This is a genomic window from Streptomyces sp. NPDC003247, from assembly GCF_042888135.1.
Classification (GTDB): Bacteria; Actinomycetota; Actinomycetes; order Streptomycetales; family Streptomycetaceae; genus Streptomyces.
In genome coordinates this window covers 797,846-816,344 of record NZ_JBIAPF010000001.1, presented here as the reverse complement: position 1 = coordinate 816,344, position 18,499 = coordinate 797,846, and the positions used below count along the sequence as shown (strand labels likewise).

At 73.4% G+C, this 18,499-nt stretch carries 11 protein-coding genes; 10 read left to right on the top strand and 1 reads right to left on the bottom strand.

The window, feature by feature from the left end:
• Positions 1-59 precede the first annotated feature (59 nt).
• Positions 60-1,604 (top strand): CHAD domain-containing protein, encoded by a 1,545-nt coding sequence (locus ACFYWQ_RS03425; protein WP_389512351.1) that lies wholly within the window; start codon positions 60-62, stop codon positions 1,602-1,604.
• Between the two features lie 65 nt (positions 1,605-1,669).
• Complete coding sequence (locus ACFYWQ_RS03420; RefSeq protein WP_389512349.1) at positions 1,670-3,619, top strand: TIGR03960 family B12-binding radical SAM protein; 1,950 nt, start codon at positions 1,670-1,672, stop codon at positions 3,617-3,619.
• A gap of 72 nt (positions 3,620-3,691) precedes the next feature.
• Here the strand turns inward: ACFYWQ_RS03420 and ACFYWQ_RS03415 are convergent, their stop codons facing one another.
• Positions 3,692-4,030: a hypothetical protein gene (locus ACFYWQ_RS03415; RefSeq protein ID WP_389512347.1), complete on the bottom strand. Its 339-nt coding sequence runs from the start codon at positions 4,028-4,030 to the stop codon at positions 3,692-3,694.
• 1,059 nt (positions 4,031-5,089) lie between these two features.
• On the opposite strand from ACFYWQ_RS03415, the gene ACFYWQ_RS03410 reads away from it, so the two are divergent.
• From ACFYWQ_RS03410 to galE, 8 genes are all read left to right on the top strand, one after another.
• A complete protein-coding gene (locus tag ACFYWQ_RS03410; RefSeq protein WP_389512870.1) occupies positions 5,090-6,157 on the top strand; it encodes a hypothetical protein in 1,068 nt (355 codons plus the stop codon).
• Between the two features lie 48 nt (positions 6,158-6,205).
• A complete protein-coding gene (locus ACFYWQ_RS03405) occupies positions 6,206-6,970 on the top strand; it encodes a TIGR03936 family radical SAM-associated protein (RefSeq protein WP_389512345.1) in 765 nt (254 codons plus the stop codon).
• A 273-nt stretch (positions 6,971-7,243) separates the two neighbouring features.
• Positions 7,244-11,590: a ribonuclease E/G gene (locus tag ACFYWQ_RS03400; protein WP_389512343.1), complete on the top strand. Its 4,347-nt coding sequence runs from the start codon at positions 7,244-7,246 to the stop codon at positions 11,588-11,590.
• A gap of 463 nt (positions 11,591-12,053) precedes the next feature.
• Positions 12,054-13,169 carry a DegT/DnrJ/EryC1/StrS family aminotransferase gene (locus ACFYWQ_RS03395; RefSeq protein WP_389512341.1) on the top strand — a complete coding sequence of 372 codons (1,116 nt, stop codon included), beginning with the start codon at positions 12,054-12,056 and terminating at the stop codon, positions 13,167-13,169.
• Positions 13,166-14,185, top strand: coding sequence for a Gfo/Idh/MocA family protein (locus ACFYWQ_RS03390; protein ID WP_389512339.1), 1,020 nt, complete (start codon positions 13,166-13,168; stop codon positions 14,183-14,185). Before ACFYWQ_RS03395 ends, ACFYWQ_RS03390 begins: the two co-directional genes overlap by 4 nt.
• Positions 14,186-14,295: 110 nt before the next feature.
• The gene (locus ACFYWQ_RS03385; RefSeq protein ID WP_389512337.1) at positions 14,296-16,008 is read left to right on the top strand and encodes a glycosyltransferase family 2 protein; all 1,713 of its coding nucleotides are present in this window, start codon (positions 14,296-14,298) and stop codon (positions 16,006-16,008) included.
• A gap of 9 nt (positions 16,009-16,017) precedes the next feature.
• A complete protein-coding gene (locus ACFYWQ_RS03380; RefSeq protein WP_389512335.1) occupies positions 16,018-17,301 on the top strand; it encodes a nucleotide sugar dehydrogenase in 1,284 nt (427 codons plus the stop codon).
• A gap of 83 nt (positions 17,302-17,384) precedes the next feature.
• Positions 17,385-18,353, top strand: a complete 969-nt coding sequence (gene galE / locus ACFYWQ_RS03375; protein ID WP_389512333.1) for a UDP-glucose 4-epimerase GalE — start codon at positions 17,385-17,387, stop codon at positions 18,351-18,353.
• Positions 18,354-18,499 lie beyond the last annotated feature (146 nt).

Genomic DNA, 18,499 nt, shown 5'->3' with positions numbered 1-18,499 from the left:
GCTGATCCGGGGCCGGAGGGCACTGCCCTCCGGCCCCGGCTTGCCACTAGATTCGGTTCATGGCGGAGACGAGACGCGAGATCGAGCGCAAGTACGCATCCGACGACGGCGGACTGCCCGACCTGACCGGCGTCGCCGGGGTCGCGGCCGTACTCGACCGGGGCATCGCCGAACTGGACGCCGTCTACTACGACACCGCCGACGAACGCCTCGCCGCCGCCTCCGTCACCCTGCGCCGCCGCACCGGCGGCTCCGACGCGGGCTGGCACCTGAAGCTCCCGGTCGCCCCGGGCGTCCGCGACGAGATCCGCGCACCGCTGTCCGACACCGTCCCGGACCTCCTGGCCGGCCTGGTCCGCTCCCGGGTCCGGGACGCCGAACTGGTCCCGGTGGTCCGGCTGCGTTCCGCCCGGGACGTGCGCGAGCTCGTCGACGCGGAGGGCCGGCTGCTCGCCGAGGTCAGTGCGGACGCCGTCCGGGCGGACCGGCTCACCGGCGCGGGCGGCTCCGCCCGGTGGAGCGAGATCGAGGTCGAACTCGCCGACGACGGCGACCCCGCCTTCCTCGACCAGGTGGAGCGAACGCTGCGCGCGGCGGGCGTACGGCCGTCCCGGTCGGCGTCGAAACTGGCGCGGGCGCTGGCGGAGACCCGGCCGGGGAAGGGGGAGGCCGCCTCGGGAGCGGGGAGTGGACCGTCCGCCGGCGGGCCCGTGACCGCGGGCGACCACGTCCTGGCCTACCTTCGCGCCCAGCGGGACGCCCTCGTCGAGCTCGACCCGGCCGTCCGCCGGGACCTGCCCGACTCCGTGCACCGCATGCGCGTCGCCACCCGCCGCGCCCGCAGTGCCCTCCGCTCCCACGCCAAGGTCCTCGACCGCTCCGTCACCGGCCCCGTCGGCGAGGAACTGAAGTGGCTCGCCGGGGAGCTGGGCGTGGACCGGGACCAGGAGGTGCTCCTGGAGCGGCTGACGGCCGCCGTGGACCGGCTGCCCGCCCCGTCGGCCACCGGCCCGGTCCACGCCCGTCTGCGCACCTGGTCGCGGACGCGCGGCGGGGGTTCCCGCCGCCTGACCGCCGTCCTGGACGGCGGGCGGTACCTGGCGCTGCTGGCCGCGCTGGACCGGCTGGTGGACGAGCCGCCGCTGCGTCCGGCTGCCGCCGGTGAGCCGTCGAAGGTGATCGCCGGGGCCGTGCGCAAGGACTTCGGGCAGGTGGCGGCCCTCGTCGGGGAGGCGCTCGGGCACCCGGCCGGGCCGGAGCGCGATCTGGCGCTGCACGAGGCCCGCAAGAAGGCCAAGCGGACCCGTTACGCGGCGGAGGCGGCGGTGCCGGCGCTCGGCGAGCCCGCCGCCGACCTCGTCCGGCAGATGAAGTCCCTCCAGGGCCTGCTCGGCGACCACCAGGACAGCGTGATGACCCGCGAGGCCCTGCGCGACCTCGCCGCCGAGGCGCACGCGGCGGGGGAGGACGCCTTCGCCTACGGCCTGCTGTACGGCCGCGAGGAGCGGCGGGCCGAGCTCGCGGAGGCGGCGCTGCCCGGAGCGTGGGCGGCGATCAGGGGGAGAACGGCGGTCTGGGAGGCGCCTGCGGGCGGGTTAGGCTAGATGGTCACCCGTCCCCCAGCCTCCGGCCGGGGGGTACCCCCAGTCAGCTCACGAAGGTTCCCCCGATGTCTGTCGAGTCGGTGTTCCCGCAGCTCGAAGCCCTGCTCCCGCATGTGCAGAAGCCGATCCAGTACGTGGGCGGCGAGCTGAACTCCACCGTCAAGCCCTGGGACGACTGTGACGTCCGCTGGGCCCTGATGTACCCGGACGCGTACGAGGTCGGTCTGCCCAACCAGGGCGTCATGATCCTCTACGAGGTCCTCAACGAGCAGGAGGGCGTCCTCGCCGAGCGCACCTACAGCGTGTGGCCGGACCTGGAGGCGCTGATGCGGGAGCACGACGTCCCGCAGTTCACGGTGGACAGCCACCGGCCGGTGAAGGCGTTCGACGTGTTCGGCCTGTCCTTCTCCACGGAGCTGGGCTACACCAACATGCTCACGGCCCTGGACCTCGCCGGGATCCCCCTGGAGTCGAAGGACCGGGGGCTCGACGACCCGATCGTGCTGGCCGGCGGACACGCCGCCTTCAACCCGGAGCCCATCGCCGACTTCATCGACGCGGCGATCATCGGCGACGGCGAGCAGGCCGTGCTCGACATGACGAAGATCATCCGCGAGTGGAAGGCGGAGGGGCGCCCCGGAGGCCGCGAGGAGGTCCTGTTCCGCCTGGCGAAGACGGGATCGGTGTACATCCCGGGCTTCTACGACGTCGAGTACCTCTCCGACGGCCGTATCGCCCGTGTCGTACCGAACAAGTCGGGCGTGCCGTGGCGCGTGTCGAAGCACACCGTCATGGACCTCGACGAGTGGCCGTACCCCAAGCAGCCGCTGGTGCCGCTCGCCGAGACGGTCCACGAGCGCATGTCGGTGGAGATCTTCCGCGGCTGCACCCGCGGCTGCCGCTTCTGCCAGGCGGGCATGATCACCCGCCCGGTCCGCGAGCGCTCCATCACCGGCATCGGCGAGATGGTCGAGAAGGGCCTGAAGGCGACGGGCTTCGAGGAGGTCGGCCTGCTCTCCCTGTCCTCCGCGGACCACTCGGAGATCGGTGACATCGCGAAGGGCCTGGCGGACCGCTACGAGGAGGACAAGATCGGTCTGTCCCTCCCGTCGACCCGTGTGGACGCCTTCAACGTCGACCTGGCGAACGAGCTGACCCGCAACGGCCGCCGCTCGGGCCTGACGTTCGCGCCGGAGGGCGGCAGCGAGCGCATGCGCAAGGTCATCAACAAGATGGTCTCGGAGGAGGACCTGATCCGTACGGTCTCCACCGCGTACGGCAACGGCTGGCGCCAGGTGAAGCTGTACTTCATGTGCGGCCTGCCGACGGAGACCGACGAGGACGTCCTCCAGATCGCCGACATGGCGATGAACGTGATCGCCGAGGGCCGCAAGGTCTCCGGCCAGAACGACATCCGCTGCACGGTCTCGATCGGCGGCTTCGTCCCCAAGCCCCACACCCCGTTCCAGTGGGCGCCGCAGCTCTCCGCCGAGGAGACGGACGCCCGCCTGGAGAAGCTCCGGGACAAGATCCGCGGCGACAAGAAGTACGGCCGTTCGATCGGCTTCCGCTACCACGACGGCAAGCCCGGCATCGTCGAGGGCCTGCTCTCCCGCGGCGACCGCCGGATCGGCGCGGTCATCCGCGCCGTCTACGAGGACGGCGGCCGCTTCGACGGCTGGCGCGAGCACTTCTCCTACGACCGCTGGATGAGCTGCGCGGACAAGGCGCTGCCCGCCTTCGGCGTGGACGTCGACTGGTACACCACCCGTGAGCGCACCTACGAGGAGGTCCTGCCCTGGGACCACCTCGACTCCGGTCTGGACAAGGACTGGCTCTGGGAGGACTGGCAGGACGCCCTCGACGAGACGGAGGTCGAGGACTGCCGCTGGACGCCGTGCTTCGACTGCGGCGTCTGCCCGGCGATGGACACGAGCATTCAGATCGGTCCGACGGGCAAGAAGCTGCTGCCGCTGTCGGTGAAGCAGCCGGCCGGGAGCGGACACTCCCACTGAAGCCCGGCACTGAGCCCCCCTGCCCGATGGGCCGGGGGGCTCAGTGCTGTCGGCGTGGATGGTGCTGTGCGCTCAGCTGTTGTCGTCGCCCGGCTGCGGGGAGTTCAGCGGCAGCCAGGCCAGCGCCGGGGGAGCGGGGTTCGGGCAGGTCAGGGTGGCCGGAGTGTTGCTGCTGTGGCTCTCGGTGCAGATGATCTCGTAGACCAGACCCGTGGTGGTCAGGACGTCGATCTTGATGCCCGCGAGATCCTGGTTCCCCTGGCTGTGCTCGTTGACGGAGACGCCGCAGACCTCGCCCGTGTCGCCGCCGTCGGGGTAGCCCGTCCGGGTGCTGAGGTCGGTCCACCTCAGCGTGTGGTTCTCTCCGGGGCGGACGTCCCGGATCCCGGCGTAGGTGTTGCCGTCGCTCACCGCGGCGCGGACCTCGTAGACCTGCTGGTCCTGGAAGCCGTCGATGTCGGCGCACGGCCCGGTGGCACCCGGCTGCCCCTGTTCCCCCCGAGGGCCCTGCTCTCCCCGAGGACCTTGTTCACCCTGGAGGCCCTGTTCCCCCTGGGCGCCGGTTTCGCCTTGTGGTCCCTGTTCTCCTTGGGCGCCGGTTTCGCCTTGTGGTCCCTGTTCTCCTTGGGCGCCGGGTTCGCCCTGCGGGCCCGCCTCGCCCTGCGGCCCCGGCTCGCCCTGCGGTCCGGTTTCACCCTGCGGCCCCGGTTCTCCCTGAGGTCCGGGAGGGCCCGGAGGTCCGGGAGGGCCCGGGGGGCCCGCCGGACCCGGGTCGCCCTTGGGGCCCTGCACTCCCGTGCACTCCTTGCCGCCGGACGCCACGGCCTTCGGCGCGGCTTTCGGCCCGGGCCTGCCGGGCTTTCCCGGCTTGGCCGGCCTTCCGGGCTTGCCGGGCTTCCCCTTCCCCGGCTTGCCCGCCTTGCCCGGCTTGCAGGGGTGGTGGTCGTCCGTGGAGGCCTCGGCGGAGGCCGTCAGCTTCCCCGTGCCTGGTGCCGCCGCCGTGGCCGGGCTCATCAGGCCGGCCGCCAGGACCAGCGTGAGCGAGGCGACCGTACCCGCCCTCGCGCACGCGTGCCCGGCCGGCAGTCCCGGACGTGAAGTCGCCGGTCTCCGCCGCGAAGTGGTCGTAGGCGTCCTGAAGACAGGACTCATCTGTGTGCTCCTTGCCTCAACCGGTTCGAGTGATGCCCCGAACTCGGATGCGAGCTTGACCGGGACGCGGAGCGTCCAGCCGGTTTCCGGCCCGGAACGCGCCCATTGGTCGACATATCGGACTAATCAGATGGGTGCTGATGGGTGCTGATGGGTGGTCGCCCAGCGGCGGGGACGGAGGGCGGGGGCGGGGGCGGGGTGGAGAGCGGCCGCGAACGCTCCGTGCCGTGCGTCGCCCGGCTCGTCGCCGCGGGGCGTTCCCCCTGTTTCCGCCGCCCGCGCGGGATCCGCGCGGGCGGTTGCGGCGTCTACCCGTACATGGACCTCGACAAGCCGCCCGCCCGACCGCCCGCGCAGCCGCCGCCCGAGGGGTGCCTCGTGGTCGCGATCCGGCTGCCCGTGCGGATCGTCGTGTTCGTGCTGGTCGTGCCGGTGCGGATGGCGTGGGACGCCCTCGTCGTCGCCGGCCGCTTCCTGCGGGACACGGTGCTGCGGCCGGTCGGCCGGGGCCTGCTGTGGCTGGGCAGGGTCCTGTTCGTCCTGCCGCTCGCCGGCCTGTGGCGGTACGTCGTCGTCCCCGCCGGACGGGCGCTCGGACTGCTCGGGAAGGTGCTGGTCGTCATCCCCCTGACGGCGTGCCACCGCTATGTCCTCACGCCCGTCGGCCACGCCGTCGCATGGCTGGTCAGGGCGGTCGGCGCGGTCGTCGCCCTGCTGTACGCGCGCGTACTCACCCCGGTCGGCACCGGCCTCGGCGCGGCGCTGGTCTGGCTGGCGCGGTACCTGATCGCCGTCCCCGCCCGCGCGGTGTACAGGTGGGTGCTGACGCCGGTCGGCCGGGCCGTCGCCCGGTGCGCGCGGGGGCTCCTGTGGGTGCTGCGCGCGCTCGTCTCCGGGCTCGGCCGGGTCCTGTACTGGACGGCCCGGATCCTGCTCGTCCTGCCCGTGGTCGCGCTCTGGCGCTGGGTCCTCGCACCCGTCGGCCGGGTCCTCGCCGTCGTCGTACGGGAGGTGGGGGACGCCCTCGGGCATGCCTGGCGGATCGCGGGGCGCGTCTCGCTCGTCGTGGGCCGGTTCCTGGCGACCCTCTTCCGGTGGATCTTCGTGGAGCCGGTGCGCCGGTTGTACCGGACCGTGCTGGTCCCGGTGGGACACGTCCTCCGCGACACCGTCCTGCGCCCGGCAGCCGAGGCCGTCCGCGCCGCGGGCCGGGCCGCCGCCCAGGCCCTGACCGCCGCCCGGCAGTCCGTACGGCAGGCGCGCGCGGACGTCCGGCGGATGCTCTTCGGCGAGGCCCCGCAGCGGGAAGGCGCGGCCCGCGGGGAACCTTCCGCCCGTGGGACACGTACTCTTGGTAGCAGTACGACCGCTCTCACGAAGGACTGAACGACACTGGGCAAGCGACAGCCCGAAGGCCCGCCGCCCGCACCCGCGGTGCAGCGCATCCGACTGCGCTACACCAAGCGCGGCCGCCTCCGGTTCACCAGCCACCGTGACTTCCAGCGCGCCTTCGAGCGCGCGTTGCGCCGTGCCGAGGTGCCGATGGCGTACTCGGCGGGGTTCACGCCGCACCCGAAGGTGTCGTACGCCAATGCCGCACCCACCGGCACGGGCAGCGAGGCGGAGTACCTGGAGATCGCGCTCACCGAGGCGCGGGATCCGCAGAAGCTGCGTGAGCTCCTCGACGAGTCGCTGCCCACCGGGCTCGACGTGATCGAGGCGGTCGAGGCCCGCACCACGGGGCTCGCCGACCGGCTCACGGCCTCCGTGTGGGAACTGCGCCTGCCCGGCGTGGACCCCGCGGACGCCGACCGCGCGGTGGCGGCCTTCAACGGGGCCGACACCGTCGAGGTCCAGCGCCTCACCAAGAACGGCGTCCGTACCTTCGACGCCCGCCCCGCCGTCGTACGGCTGGAAACGCACCTGCCACCGGCTGATAGGCCTATCGACCAGCCCTGTGCGATACTGCGGCTGGTGGTTCGGCACGTGACGCCTGCCGTACGACCCGACGACGTCCTGTCCGGTCTCCGCGCCGTGGCCGACCTGGCGCCGCCGGTCCCCGCAGCGGTGACCAGGCTGGCGCAGGGGCTGTTCGATGAAGAGACCGGCGCGGTGACCGACCCGCTCGCGCCCGACCGCGAGGCAGCCGAGGCCCACTCAACGGCCGAACCGACTGCCGCCGCGAAGGCGCCGGCGTAAGGAAGGTTCCGCACAGGGACGGACGTCGTAGCGCCGCCCTCGTACTCGGGAGCCACCTGGGTCGGGCAGCGCACCGACCAGAAGACTTTCGCCAGGCCGTACGCAACATGGCGTACGGAACCGGCGAGACAAGACACAGAGAGCTCCCGTGCGGCGGCCGCGCCCCGGACGGCGGCACCGCGCACAGCGCGAGCCGCGGACGTCAACGGCGATCGACGAGGTCGATGCCGGACCAGGTGCGGCGCCCGGGAGCCTGACGGGAGACACACCCGCATGCTCGAGCCGACCGAACCCATCGAGTCCGTGACGGACTCCGCATCGAACAACACCCCCAGCGACACCCTGCCGCCGCGTCGTCGGCGCCGTGCCGCTTCCCGCCCGGCCGGTCCGCCGGTCGCCACCACCGACACCCCGGCCGAGACGGTCGCGCCGGCCATACCGGCCGCCGAGTCCGTCGCCGATCTGGTGACGGACCCCAGCGACGAGGCCGCGGCGGACGGGACCGTCGAGGCCCCCGAGACTGCTGCGGCGGAGCCGGTTGCCGAGGCGGCGTCCGTGCGTCCGCGTCGTCGTGCCACGCGTCGGGCGTCCGCGCCTGCCGGGGCTCCGGTGTCGGCCGAGGCGGCCGAGACCGTGGTGCCCGCGGTGGCTGCCGAGACCGTTGAGACGGTCGAGGCCGTTGAGGCCGCCGAGACTGCTGCGGCGGAGCCGGTTGCCGAGGCGGCGTCCGCGCGTCCGCGTCGTCGTGCCACGCGTCGGGCGTCCGCGCCTGCTGGGGCTCCGGTGTCGGTCGAGGCGGCCGAGACCGTGGTGCCCGCGGTGGCTGCTGAGACGGTCGAGGCCGTTGAGACCGCCGGGACCACCGAGGCCGCTGCTGCGGAGCCGGTCGCCGAGGCCGCGCCCGCGCGTCCCCGCCGCCGTGCCACCCGCCGGGTGTCCGCGCCCGCCGCCGCGCCGCAGACCGCCGAGGGCGAGACGGAGACCGAGCCCCGGACCGAGGCCGCGCCCGCCGTCGCCGAGCCGGCCGTGAGCGCCGGGACGGAGGCCCCCGCCGAGACGCCCGCCGCCGAGGAGGCCGCACCGCGCCGCACCCGTCGTCGGGCCACGCGCCGCGTGTCCGCGCCCGCCGAGACCGGTGAGGCCGCCGCCGAGACGGCCGAGGCCGGCACCGCTCCCGAGGCCGCCGAGGCCCAGCAGCCCGCCGCCGCTGCCGAGCGGCCCGCCGCCGAGCCGGTCGCGGCCCCCGAGGCCACGGCCCCTGCCGCACCGGCCGACGAGGACGCCGCTCCGCGCCGTGCGCGTCGGCGTGTCGTCCGCAAGGCCGCCGGCGGCTTCTCCGAGCCCGCGCGGCCGGCCGGCGAGGACGCCGACGCGCCGCGGCGCCCGGCACGTCCCGCCGTCGCCGTGTTCCAGGCGCCCGTGTTCACCGAGCCCCGCTTCCAGACGCCGCAGCGCGCGGCGGCCGAAGCGGCCGCCGCCGAGGCGGAGGCCGTCGAGCCGGCGGAGGCCGTCGCACCCGCCGAGGCCGAGGCGCCCGCGGCGCCCGCCGCGCCGGTCGTGTCCGTCGAGTCCGCCGAGGAGCTGCCCGAGGAGGCGGCCGGTTCGCGCCGCCGCCGCCGTCGCCGCAGCGCCGGCGCCGGTGACGAGAGCGCCGAGCCCGCGCCGAGCGCCGCCGTGCCCGCCGCCGTGGAGGAGGAGGCGGAGCCGGAGGAGGACGACGAGGCCGCCGAGGACGTCGTCGAGGGCGACGACGAGACCGAGGACAGCGGTTCGCGCCGTCGCCGCCGCCGTGGCGGCCGTCGCCGCCGCCGTGGCGAGTCCGCCGACGGAGAGGCCGGGGACGGCGAGTCCGACGACCTCGCCGCCGAGCAGGCCGAGCAGGACGCCGAGGACACCGCCGAGCAGGAGGAAGAGGACGCCGAGGAGGGGCACCTCGACGAAGCGGGCGGCTCCACCGCCGGCAGCCGTCGCCGCCGCCGTCGTCGCCGCCGTGCCGGGGACACCTCCACGGACGGCGAGGCGGGCGAGGGCGACCCCGAGCGCACGGTCGTCAAGGTGCGCGAGCCGCGCAAGGCGAGCGAGCCGTCCGACGAGGTGCAGTCCATCAAGGGCTCGACCCGCCTGGAGGCCAAGAAGCAGCGCCGGCGTGAGGGCCGTGAGCAGGGCCGCCGCCGCGTCCCGATCATCACCGAGGCCGAGTTCCTGGCCCGCCGCGAGGCCGTCGAGCGCGTGATGGTCGTCCGGCAGCACGGCGACCGGACCCAGATCGGCGTCCTGGAGGACGGCGTGCTCGTCGAGCACTACGTCAACAAGGAGCAGTCGACCTCGTACGTCGGCAACGTCTACCTGGGCAAGGTCCAGAACGTCCTGCCGTCGATGGAGGCCGCCTTCATCGACATCGGCAAGGGCCGCAACGCCGTCCTGTACGCCGGCGAGGTCAACTTCGAGGCGCTGGGCATGGCCAACGGGCCGCGCCGCATCGAGTCCGCCCTGAAGTCCGGCCAGTCGGTCCTGGTACAGGTCACCAAGGACCCGATCGGACACAAGGGCGCCCGGCTGACCAGCCAGGTCTCCCTCCCCGGCCGCTACCTCGTGTACGTGCCCGAGGGCTCGATGACCGGCATCAGCCGCAAGCTGCCCGACACCGAGCGGGCCCGGCTGAAGAGCATCCTCAAGAAGATCGTCCCCGAGGACGCGGGCGTCATCGTGCGCACCGCCGCCGAGGGCGCGAGCGAGGACGAGCTGCGCCGGGACGTCGAGCGGCTCCAGGCGCAGTGGGAGGACATCCAGAAGAAGGCCAAGAGCGGCAACGCCCCGACGCTGCTCTACGGCGAGCCGGACATGACCGTCCGGGTCGTGCGCGACATCTTCAACGAGGACTTCACCAAGGTCGTCGTCAGCGGCGACGACGCGTGGTCGACGATCCACGGGTACGTGTCGCACGTCGCGCCGGACCTCGCCCAGCGGCTGTCCCGGTGGACCTCCGAGGTCGACGTCTTCGCCACGTACCGGATCGACGAGCAGCTCGCCAAGGCGCTGGACCGCAAGGTCTGGCTGCCCAGCGGCGGCTCGCTGGTGATCGACCGGACCGAGGCGATGGTCGTCATCGACGTCAACACCGGCAAGTTCACCGGCCAGGGCGGCAACCTGGAGGAGACGGTCACCAGGAACAACCTGGAGGCGGCCGAGGAGATCGTGCGCCAGCTGCGGCTGCGCGACCTCGGCGGCATCATCGTGATCGACTTCATCGACATGGTGCTGGAGTCCAACCGGGACCTGGTGCTGCGGCGCCTGCTGGAGTGCCTGGGCCGGGACCGCACGAAGCACCAGGTCGCCGAGGTGACCTCGCTGGGCCTGGTCCAGATGACCCGCAAGCGGGTGGGGCAGGGGCTGCTGGAGTCCTTCTCCGAGACCTGCGTGCACTGCAACGGCCGCGGTGTCATCGTCCACGTCGAGCAGCCGACCTCCGCCGGCGGCGGGGGCAAGCGCAAGAAGCGCGGCCGCGGCGCGGACGGGCAGGTTCCCGACCACGAGCACGAGGCCGTGGCCGCCGAGACCCCGGTGACCATCGCCGAGGAGACCGAGAGCGAGGCCGAGGTCGCCGCCGAGGCGGCCGCGCCGGTCGCGCTGGAGGCCCCCGACTTCGCGCCCGACGAGGAGCTGTACAGCAGCGTCGCCGAGGCGGAGGCCGCGGCCACGCGCGGTCGCGGCCGTCGCCGGGCGAGCCGTCGGGCGTCCGCCCCGGCGGGTGCGCCGAGGGGCTCCGCCGCGCCGAAGGCCGCCGTGTCCCAGGCTCCGGCGGAGCCGGCCACGGCGGGCGCCGAGACGGTTCCCACCGCTCAGGACGTCACCGCCGAGGACGAGGCCGAGCGTCCGGTGCAGCCGGCCGAGGCCGTCGCCGCGCAGGCCGAGCCGGCCGCCGTCGAGGACCCGGTCGTCGAGGCCCCGGCCGCCGCGGAGGAGGCCGCGCCCAAGGGCCGCACGCGCCGTCGGGCCACCCGCAAGGTGTCCGCTCCGGCCGGTTCCCCCGAGGGGGCCGAGGCCGCCGTCGTGACGGTCGCCGAGACCGCGCCGGCGCAGGCCGAGGCCCCGGTCGAGCCCGCGCCCGAGGCGCAGGCCCCGGCGGAGGCCGTCGCCGAGCCGGCCGCCGAGCCGGTCGCCGAGAGCGCGGCCCCGGCCCGTCCGCGGCGCCGGGCCGTGCGCAAGGCGACGGCGCCCACCACGTCCGAGGAGACGGCCGTCGTGGTCGTCCCGTCGGCCGCGGCGGACGCTCCGGCACAGGCCGCCGCGGAGTCCCCGGCCGAAGCCCCGGCCGAGGCTCCCGCCCAGGCCCCGGCCGAAGCGGTGACCGAGGCGCCGGCGGCGGAGTCGGCCGAGGAGCCGGCCGAGGAGCCGGCCGAGGCCGCCCCGGCCAAGAAGGCCGCCGCCCGCAAGACGGCCAAGAAGGCCACCGCCAAGAAGGCCGCCACCAAGAAGACCGTGGCCAAGAAGACCGCCACGGCCGCGAAGAAGACGGCCGCCAAGAAGACGACGGCCAAGAAGGCCGCCAAGACGGTGGCCAAGAAGACGGCGGCGGCGCAGCAGAGCGCCCCCTCCGTCTCGGCGGCCACGCAGGACTGACGGTCCCGCCGGCCTCCGGGCCGGTGCGGTGACGGCGGTGCGACGACGGCGGTGCGGGGAACCCGGTGCGATACCGGGCGACCCGCGCCGCCGCGTGTTTCGCCGCTTGTTACCGAGCGCGTTACCCTGTGTTCTGCTTGTGATGGAGGGCGCCCGTCGAGGGGGTTTCTCTGTGGTAACCCTGGGGAAAGTCACTGTGTCTGTGCTGGTAACGTGAGCGCCGGTCTCGGTGGCCACAGCCATGCGCACCGTGACCACAGCCGAACTGCACGTCCGGTCCTTCAGCCGGGATACGGCTGTCTTCCCGCAAGGAACCCTCGGGGGCGGGGTCCTGTACACAACTTGTTCGCCCGCCCACAGGCGGCGGTGAACACCCGGGGATGCGGCCGTGCCGGGTTCGACGCGGTCCCTTCCCGATCACGCACGACGCGCCTTCGAGGTCGCCGTAGAGGAGGGGATGTCGATGACCGACGCCCATGAGTTCATACCGGCCGCCAAGCCTGTGATCGGCGAGGAGGAGATCGAGGCCGCGGTGCGCGTGCTGCGCAGCGGCCGGGTCGTCCAGGGTCCCGAGGTGGCCGCCTTCGAGGAGGAGTTCTCGGAGCTGGTCGCCGGGCGGCACTGCGTCGCGGTCAACTCCGGCACCTCCGCGCTGCACCTGGCCCTCATGGCGCTGGGCATCGGTCCGGGCGACGAGGTCATCGTGCCGTCGTTCTCCTTCGCGGCATCCGCCAACGTGGTCCGGCTGGTCGGCGCCGACGTCGTCTTCGCCGACATCGAGGCCGACACCTTCTGTCTGGACCCGGCGGCCTTCGAAGCGGCGATCACCCCGCGCACCGCGGCGGTCATGCCGGTCCACCTGTACGGCCACCCGGCCGCGATGGACCGGATCATGGCGATCGCCGCGCAGCACGGGCTCGCCGTCGTCGAGGACGCCTGCCAGGCCCACGCGGCGGCGCAGCACGGCACGCCGGTCGGCGCCTTCGGCGCCGCGGGCACCTTCAGCTTCTACCCGACCAAGAACATGCACAGCCTCGAGGGCGGCATGATCAGCACGGCCGACGCGGAGGTCGCCCGGACCCTGCGCCTGCTGCGCAACCAGGGCATGGAGCAGCGCTACGCCAACGAGATCGTCGGCGCCAACGTGCGCATGACGGACGTCTCCGCCGCGATCGGCCGGGTGCAGCGGACCAAGGTCGAGGGCTGGACCGAGCAGCGCATCGCCAACGCCGCCTACCTCACCGAGCACATCACCGCGCCGAACGTGGTGACGCCGAAGCCGGCCGAGGGCGCCCGCCACGTGTACCACCAGTACACCGTGCGCGTCCGGGGCGACCGCGACGCCGCCATGGCGAAGCTGACCGAGGCGGGCATCGGCAACGCCGTGTACTACCCGACCCCGATCCACCGGCTCAAGCCGTTCTGGGAGCCGGACCAGAAGGCCGGCCGCACCTGGGACCTGCCGGAGACGGAGCGCGCGGCCGCCGAGGTCGTGTCCCTGCCGGTCCACCCCGCGCTGACCCAGCAGGACCTGGACCGCATCGTCACCGCCGTGAACGCGCTGGGAGAGCAGCTGTGAGCAAGCCGCTGCGGGCCGGACTCGTCGGCCTCGGTTCGATGGGGCGTCACCACGCCCGTGTGCTGTCCGGTCTGGACGGCGTCGAGCTGGTCGGCGTCGTCGACCCGATGGGCGACACGTTCGGCGCCGCGCAGGGCGCCCCCGTCCTGGACACCGTCCAGGAGCTGATCGCCCTCGGGATCGACTACGCCGTCGTGGCCTGTCCGACCCATCTGCACGAGGAGGTCGGTCTGGCGCTCGCCGAGGCCGGCGTCTGCGCGCTGATCGAGAAGCCGGTCGCCGACACCGTCGAGGGAGCCCGCCGGCTCGTCGACGCGTTCGAGTCGCGGGGCCTGGTGGCCGGCGTCGGCCACATCGAGCGGTGCAACCCGGCGCTGCGCTCGCTGCGCGCCCGCCTGGAGGCCGGCGAGCTCGGCGACGTCTACCAGGTCGTCACCCGCCGCCAGGGCCCGTTCCCGCACCGGATCGCCGACGTCGGCGTGGTCAAGGACCTGGCCACGCACGACATCGACCTCACCGGCTGGGTGACGGGCCGCCAGTACGTGTCCATCGCCGCGCACACCGTCTCCAAGAGCGGCCGCCCGCACGAGGACATGGTCTCCGCGGTCGGCCGCCTGGACGACGGCACCATGGTCAACCACCTGGTCAACTGGCTGAGCCCGCTCAAGGAGCGGTTCACGTCGGTCACCGGTGAGCGCGGCTGCTTCATCGCCGACACCCTCACCGCCGACCTGACGTTCCACTCCAACGCGGCGGTCACCACCGAGTGGGAGGCCCTGCGCGCCTTCCGCGGTGTCTCCGAAGGTGACATGATCCGCTACGCCATCCCGAAGCGGGAGCCGCTGCTCGTCGAGCACGAACTGTTCCGGGACGCCGTGCTCGGCAAGGACGCCGACATCTGCACCCTGCGCCAGGGCATGCGGACCGTCGAGGTCGCGGCCGCGGTGCTGCTGTCGGCGACGGAGAACCGCAGCGTGTCCCTTCAGCCGGAGGACCTGGCCGTCCATGGCAGCTGAGCGTCACCCGCGGGGGGAACGGCACGCGCTCGGCGGGACTCCTATGTTCTGTGAGACCTTCCCCGCAGGACCCAGCCGGCCGCCGGCTGTCGGAGACCAGGAGCCGGAGAATGAGTGCTGCGCCTGACGTCAGCGTCATCGTTGCCGTCTACAACACGATGCCCTACCTGACGGAGTGCCTGAACTCCCTCCTCGGGCAGAGCATCGGCCGGGACCGGCTGGAGGTCGTCGCCGTCGACGACGGCTCCACCGACGACAGCGGCCGCGAACTCGACCGGTTCGCGGCGCTGTACCCGGACACCGTCAAGGTGATCCACCAGCCCAACTCCGGCGGCCCCGCCGCGCCCAGCAACCGGGCGCTGGAGGTGGCCACGGGCCGGTACGTCTACTTCATCGGCTCCGACGACTACCTCGGCGAGGAAGCCCTGGAGCGCATGGTGAAGTGCGCCGACCGGAACGAGTCGGACGTCGTCATCGGCAAGATGGTCGGCACCAACGGCCGCTACGTCCACCAGGCGCTCTACAAGGAGAACACCGCCGACGTCAGCCTGTACGACTCCGCGCTGCCGTTCACCCTGGCCAACACCAAGCTGTTCCGGCGCGAGCTGGTCGAGAAGCACAAGCTGCGCTTCCCCGAGCACATGCCCGTGGGCAGCGACCAGCCGTTCACCATCGAGGCGTGCGTCCGCGCCCGGCGGATCTCGGTGGTCGCCGACTACACCTGCTACTACGCGGTCAAGCGCGGCGACGCCAGCAACATCACCTACCGCGCCGACCACCTGGCGCGGCTGCGGTGCGCGGCCGAGATCATGGACTTCACGGCCGGTCTCATCCAGGCGGGCCCCGACCGTGACGCCGTGCTGCGCCGGCACTTCACGTGGGAACTGGCCAAGCTCGTCCAGGACGACTTCCCCGGCCTGGACCGCGAGTTGCAGCGGCAGCTCTGCGCGGGCGTCGCGCGGCTCGCCGACAGCTACTTCACCGACGGCATCCGCGACGCGATGGACGTCAAGCGCCGGGTGCGCATCGCGCTGGCGCACGCCGGGGCGATCGACGAACTGTGCGAGGCCGTCACCTCCGAGAAGGAGCACGGGGCACCGCCGTTCGTCGCCGAGGGCGAGCGCGCCTACGCCCGCTACCCGGGCTTCCGCGACCCGGGCACCGGCGTGTCCGACCGCGTCTACGAGCTGGTGGGGGAGTCGGTCCCGGGCCGGCTCGCCCAGGGCACCGAACTGCTCGCCTCCGGCTGGGAACAGCAGGACGACGGGCTCACCTACACGGCGTCCGTACGGGTGCCCGTCGTCGGTGACGTCGAGCGCGCGGGCGTGGTGCTGCGGCTCGTCAAGGGCGCCATGCCCAAGTCGGCCGACAAGCCCGGCGCACGCCGGCTGAAGGCCGGGCAGGTCCTGGCGCCGGCCGTCGGCGAGATGCGGGTGGAGCCCGCCGAGGACGGCGCGGGAAGCGTGCTGCACGCCCGCGTCCCGCTGGAGCACGTCACCGCCAGACGCGGGGTGCGGGTCTACCTGGACCTCGCCGGGCGGACGTACGAGATCCCCGTGCGCGGCCAGGGACTGCCCATGCCGCTGGCGCGTCTGTGGGGGCCGGAGACGGACCTGTACCGTGCGTCGGCGCTGGTGAACGACAAGGGGCGTGTGGTCATCGACACGGCCCAGCTGCACCCCCCGAAGAGGACACTGGTGCGGCGGGCGCTCGGGCGCCTGTTCGGGAAACTGAAGTCCGGCGCCGTCCGCGTGAAGCGGGGCGGCGCCAAGAAGTCCGAGCCGAACGGTGCCAAGAAGCCGGCCGGTTCCAGAAGGAAGTAGCGACCCTCCATGAACATCTGTGTAGTAGCGCTCGGCAAGATCGGGCTCCCGCTGGCGGTGCAGTTCGCCTCCAAGGGCCACCGGGTCATCGGCGCGGACGTCAACGAGAAGGTCGTCGAGCTGGTCAACGCCGGTGTCGAGCCGTTCCCCGGCGAGCACGACCTCGACGTCAAGCTCAAGCAGGCCGTCGACGCCGGGCTGCTGACGGCGACGACGGACACCGCGGCCGCGGTCGCCGACTCCGAGGCCGTCGTCGTGGTCGTCCCGCTGTTCGTCGACGCCGAGGGCACGCCGGACTTCGGCTGGATGGACTCCGCGACGAAGGCGATCGCCCAGGGCCTCAAGCCGGGCACGCTCGTGTCGTACGAGACCACCCTGCCGGTCGGCACCACCCGCACCCGCTGGGCGCCGATGCTGGCCGAGGGCTCCGGCCTGACCGCGGGCGAGGACTTCCACCTGGTGTTCTCCCCCGAGCGCGTCCTCACCGGCCGGGTCTTCGCCGACCTGCGCCGCTACCCGAAGCTGGTCGGCGGCATCGACGAGGCGTCGACGGCCCGCGGCGTGGAGTTCTACGAGCAGGTCCTCGACTTCGACGAGCGCGCCGACCTGCCGCGGCCGAACGGCGTGTGGGACCTCGGCACCGCCGAGGCCTCCGAGCTGGCCAAGCTGGCCGAGACCACCTACCGGGACGTCAACATCGGCCTGGCCAACCAGTTCGCGCGGTTCGCCGACGACAACGGCATCGACGTCAAGAAGGTCATCGAGGCCTGCAACTCGCAGCCCTACAGCCACATCCACCAGCCGGGCATCGCCGTCGGCGGCCACTGCATCCCGATCTACCCGCGGATGTACCTGTGGAACGACCCGGCGGCGACCGTCGTGCGCTCCGCCCGTGAGGCGAACGCCGCGATGCCCGAGTACGCCGTCGACCTGCTGGCCGCCGCCTACGGCGACCTGACCGGCGTCAACGTGCTCGTGCTGGGTGCCGCCTACCGCGGCGGCGTCAAGGAGACCGCCTTCTCCGGCGTCTTCCCGACCGTCGAGGCGCTGAAGGCGCGCGGCGCGGTGCCGTTCGTCTCCGACCCGATGTACACGGACGAGGAGCTGGCCGCGCACGGCCTCACCCCGCACGCGGGCGAGAAGGTCACCGCCGCCGTCCTCCAGGCCGACCACGCCGAGTACCGCACCCTGACCCCGGCCGACCTGCCGGACGTCACCGTCCTCGTCGACGGCCGCCGCACGACCGACCCGGAGGCCTGGAAGGGCGTCCGCCGGGTCGTCATCGGCGGCTGAGGACGCCCACGCAGTCACACGGACAACCTCGTGGCCCCGCCCCCCGCACCCGGGGCGGGGCCCCGGTGCAGGAAGGGTTCTTCATGACCTGGCTGATCACGGGCGGGGCCGGCTACATCGGCTCCCATGTGGTGAAGGCGATGATCGACGCCGGTGAGTCCGTCGTCGTCCTCGACGACCTGAGCACGGGTCGGGCCGAGCGGCTCCCGGACGGTGTCGTGCTGGAGACCGGCACGGTCCTCGACCGCGGGACCGTCGACCGGGTGCTGCGCGAGCACGCCGTCACCGGCATCGTGCACATCGCGGGCAAGAAGCAGGTGGCCGAGTCCGTCGACCGGCCGCTGTACTACTACCGCGAGAACGTGGAGGGCCTGCGCGTCCTGCTCGACGCGGCCGCCGGCGCGGGCGTCGGCCGGTTCCTGTTCTCCTCGTCCGCCGCCGTGTACGGCATGCCCGACGTCGACCTCGTCACCGAGAAGACGCCGTGCACGCCCATCAACCCCTACGGCGAGACCAAGCTGGCCGGCGAGTGGCTGGTGGCCGCGGTCGGCGCCCGGCACGGCATGGCGACGGCCTCGCTGCGCTACTTCAACGTGGCGGGCGCCGCCACGCCCGAGCTGGGCGACGACGGCGTCTTCAACCTCGTCCCCATGGTGTTCGAGCGCATCGACGCCGGTGAGTCGCCGCTGATCTTCGGCGACGACTACGCCACCCCCGACGGCACCTGCGTCCGCGACTACATCCACGTCGAGGACATCGCCACCGCGCACGTCGCGGCCGCACGCCGGCTCGCCGCCGACCCGGAGGCCCGGCTGGTCCTCAACATCGGGCGGGGTGAGGGCGTCTCGGTCGCGGAGATGGTCGGCATCATCCAGGACGTCACCGGCCTCACCGGCCTCACGCCGCGGGTGCGGGGGCGCCGCCCCGGCGACCCGGCGCGGGTGGTGGCCTCCGCGGACCTGATCCGTACGGAACTCGGCTGGAGCGCCCGGCGGGACGTGCGGGAGATGGTGGAGTCGGCGTGGGCGGGGTGGCGGCTGCGGCACCCGTGACGCCACCCGCGGCACGTCACCTGAGGGGCACGCCCCCGTGCGGAACGCCCGCCAGGTGACGCCACCCGCGCAGCACGTCACCCGCGCAACGAGGAAGGGCCCCCGGAATCCGGGGGCCCTTCCTCGTGTGCGCCTCGGCCGTCAGG

Excerpts from the sequence above, each read along its gene's own strand:
- ACFYWQ_RS03380 (WP_389512335.1), top strand. The coding sequence starts at position 16,018 with ATGAACATCTGTGTAGTAGCGCTCGGCAAGATCGGGCTCCCGCTGGCG.
- ACFYWQ_RS03425 (WP_389512351.1), top strand. The coding sequence starts at position 60 with ATGGCGGAGACGAGACGCGAGATCGAGCGCAAGTACGCATCCGACGAC.
- ACFYWQ_RS03420 (WP_389512349.1), top strand. The coding sequence starts at position 1,670 with ATGTCTGTCGAGTCGGTGTTCCCGCAGCTCGAAGCCCTGCTCCCGCAT.
- galE (WP_389512333.1), top strand. The coding sequence starts at position 17,385 with ATGACCTGGCTGATCACGGGCGGGGCCGGCTACATCGGCTCCCATGTG.
- ACFYWQ_RS03385 (WP_389512337.1), top strand. The coding sequence starts at position 14,296 with ATGAGTGCTGCGCCTGACGTCAGCGTCATCGTTGCCGTCTACAACACG.
- ACFYWQ_RS03395 (WP_389512341.1), top strand. The coding sequence starts at position 12,054 with ATGACCGACGCCCATGAGTTCATACCGGCCGCCAAGCCTGTGATCGGC.
- ACFYWQ_RS03400 (WP_389512343.1), top strand. The coding sequence starts at position 7,244 with ATGCTCGAGCCGACCGAACCCATCGAGTCCGTGACGGACTCCGCATCG.
- ACFYWQ_RS03410 (WP_389512870.1), top strand. The coding sequence starts at position 5,090 with ATGGACCTCGACAAGCCGCCCGCCCGACCGCCCGCGCAGCCGCCGCCC.